Source organism: Rhodoferax sp. ZS1R25 (assembly GCF_056521335.1).
On record NZ_JBWMAZ010000008.1, the window covers coordinates 1 to 3600 of the forward strand.

Annotated in this window: 1 protein-coding gene; it reads left to right on the forward strand. The window is 63.0% G+C overall.

The annotated features are described in order from the left end of the window. On the forward strand, window positions 1-3600 hold a 3600-nt coding region (locus AC097R_RS21250; RefSeq protein ID WP_479600200.1), incomplete at both ends, for an RHS domain-containing protein.

The following is a 3600-nucleotide window of genomic DNA, read 5'->3' on the forward strand; positions in this document are numbered from 1 at the left end:
CTACACCCACAGCGACTACACCGACACCGGCCCGCATGCCTTAACCCTGACCCGCAGCTACCGCAGCCGCTGGTCCGTCTCAGGCGCTGCAGGCTTTGCCGCCAACCCCGGCTTGGGCACATCCTGGGCGCACAGTTACAGCGACACCCTCCAAGTGGTCGCCAACACAACGGCCACCCTAATCCAGGGCAATGGCAGCACCAGCGCCTTCACCTGGAACGCCTCCACCAGCACCTGGGCGGCAACGACAGGCACCAGCACCCTGGTCGCCACCACAACCCCAACCACCGGCTACCTGCTTAAAAGTGCCGACGACGACAGCCGCTGGCAATTCGACGCTGCAGGCAAATTGCTCAGCAAGACCGAACGCAACGGCTGGACCACCACCTACAGCTACATCGCAACAGGCAATGGAGCTGGCCAACTCGGCAGCGTCACCAACGCCTTTGGCCGCAGCCTCAGCTTTGCCTACAACGCAGCCGGCCAACTGACCAGTGCCACCATGCCCGACGGGCAAGTAGTCAGCTACACCTTTGACAGCAGCGCACGCCTGATCACCGTAGGCTACCCCGGCAACGTCTCCAAGACCTACCTCTATGAAGACAGCCGCTGGCCCCAATCGGTCACCGGCGTGGTGGATGAACGCGGCATCCGCCTGGCCACCGTCGTCTACGACGCACAGGGCAGGGCGATCGAGAGCGGTTATGCAGGAGGTGCGGACTACTACAAGGTCGCCTACCCAGCCACCACCGCCTGGACCAGCGCTCAAATCACCGACCCCCTGGGCACCACCCGCAACTACAACTACGGCACCACGCTGGGCAAACTCACCGTCACTGCTGCCGACAAACCCAGTGGATCGGGTGGCAGTGACGCCGCCAGCCGTGTGCAAAACGCCAGCGGCCTCATCGACAGCGAGACCGACTTCGCAGGCGTACTCACCATGTACACCTGGGACAGCGCCCGCCGCCTGCCGCTGAGCACCACCCAGGCCGCCGGTCGCCCCGAAGCCGTCACCACCAGCACCCAATGGCACGCCACCTGGCGCCTGCCCGTGCTGGTGACCGAACCGGGACGCACCACCGCCACCAGCTACGACGGTGTGGGCAACCCCTTGAGCGAAACCACCACCGACACAACCGGCGGTCCCAGCAACGGTCAAGCCCGTACCTGGGCGTGGACCTACACCGCCAACAACTTGGTTGCCACCCAAACCGACCCTCTGGGCAAGGTCTGGAGCTTTGCCTACAACCCCCAAGGCCAGCGCACCAGCGCCACCAACCCCCTGGGCCAAGCCACCACGTACACCTACGACACAGCAGGGCGCTTAGCCACGCAAACGGAACCCGGTGGCTTGGTCACGAGCTACGCCTACGACCTGCGCGGACGCCTTACCCAAGTCAGCGCCGGCGGAGAGGCCACCAGCTACACCTACACCCCCAGTGGCCAGCTCGCCAGCGTCACCCTGCCCAATGGCTACGCCGTCAGCTACACCTACGACGCCGCCCAGCGCCTGACCGCTGCCAGCGACAACCGGGGCAACCGCAGCAGCTACACCCTGGACGGGATGGGCAACCGCACGCTGGAACAACTCCAAGACGCCAGCGGCAGCATCGCCTGGGCCACCAGCCGCACCATCAACAGCCTGAACCGCGTGAGCGCTGTTGCCAATGGCCAAGGTCAAAGCACCCAGTTCGGCTTTGATGCCAACGGCCAGGCCACCAGCCAGACCGACCCGCTGAGCCACACCACCAGCCAAACCCTGGATGGATTGCGCAGGCCCACGGCCACCACCTTGCCCGACAACAGCAGTACCAGTACGGCCTGGACTGCGTTGAATGAACTGGCCAGTGCCAAAGACCCCAAAGGCATCACCACCAGTTATGTGCGCAACGCCTGGAGCGAAGTCCTGTCTGAGACCAGCCCGGACAGTGGCACGCAAAGCTACGTGCGGGATGCAGCCGGCAACGTCTCCAGTAAGACCGACGCCCTGGGTAAAACCACCAACTTCGCCCGCGATGACCTGGGTCGCCCGACCACTATCAACCTGGCCGATGGCAAAACCCAGACCCTCGCCTACACCGCAGCGGGCAATGTGAGTCAGATCACAGACCCCAGTGGTAGCACGAGCTACACCTACGACGTGCTGAGTCGCATGCTGAGCAAGACCCAGACGGTCAACGACAACCCAGCAAACCCCAGCAGTTACACCACCGCCTATGCCTACCATCCCGGGGGAGCGCTGGCCCAAGTGACCTATCCCAGTGGTCTGAAAGTGTTCTACCGCCTGGGCACTGGTAGTAATGTGGGCCAAGTAGTACAGATCGACGTGCAGGAGCCTGGAAAGAACCAACCCGTGCTCCCCTGGGTCAGCAACCTGGCCTATACCGCGCTGAACCAACCTAAGAGCTGGACCTGGAACTGCCTCACTGGCAGCGCCAGCACCGCCACAGCCACCCCCTGCGACGCAGCCAGCCGCAGCTTTGATACCAGTGGCCGCATGGTGAACAACGAATTCGCCAGCTACCAGTACGACGCGGCCAGCCGCATCACCGGCATCACCCAGAACCTCTGGGCCCTGCAAGCGGCCACCGACACCACGCCCGCCAGCACCTACCAAGTACCCATCAACTGGATCGCTGCCTACGATGCCCGCGACCGCCTCACCAGCTTCGCCCGCGCAGGCAGCACTACCCAGTACAGCTATGACGCCAATAGCAACCGTCTGAGCGCCCAAGACACCACCACCAGCGACACCGACCTGGACGGAGACTTCGATGCGGCTGACCTGCAAAGAACCACCGCCCAGGCCTTGAACATCGCCACGGACAGCAACCGCCTCTTGGGCTTCACCCAGACCAACACCAGCCAAAAGCTCAACAGCAAGGGCAAGCCTGTTACCAGCAGTACCAGCACCCAGGTCAACTACCAACTGGACGCAGCCGGCAACTTAAGTAGCGACGGCCTGCGCCAGTTCCAGTACGACGCCAGCAACCGACTGAGCCAGGTGCAAGTGGGTGACAGTGACGAGGCCAGCAAAGTGGTCTACCTGCACAACGCCCTGGGCCAGCGCGTCTTCAAGAGCGAGCCACAGGTGGCGCAGACAGCCCCGAACGAAGCCGAGCTGGGCACAGACTTCATCGCCTGGCTCAAGAAGAACTTCAACTGGCTGTTTGCCCAGGCCCAAACGAACGCCACCCTGGGGCAGAGCTTTGTGTACGCAGACGGGAACCTGGGCAGCTACAACCTGCTGGGGGAATACGGCAATGGGGGTACGAAAAGCGCTGGCCGGATTGAATACCTGTACCTGCCAACCGAATCAGGACAGGCCCTGCTCATAGGCCTGTACCGCAACACCCGCTTCTACGCGGTGCACACCGACCACCTGGGCACGCCTAGAAGCATCACCGATGACACGAACAAGGTGGTGTGGCAGTGGGCTTACAGCGGGTTTGGGGATAACGCACCCACTGGCGTTCTGAAAGCTACGACCAATCCGAAGGTGGCGATTACCAACCAGCCGACCTTGCTGAAGGCCACGGCGCCTAGCTTTGCGGTGAATTTGAGGTTCCCGGGGCAGTACTTTGATTCGGAATCGAA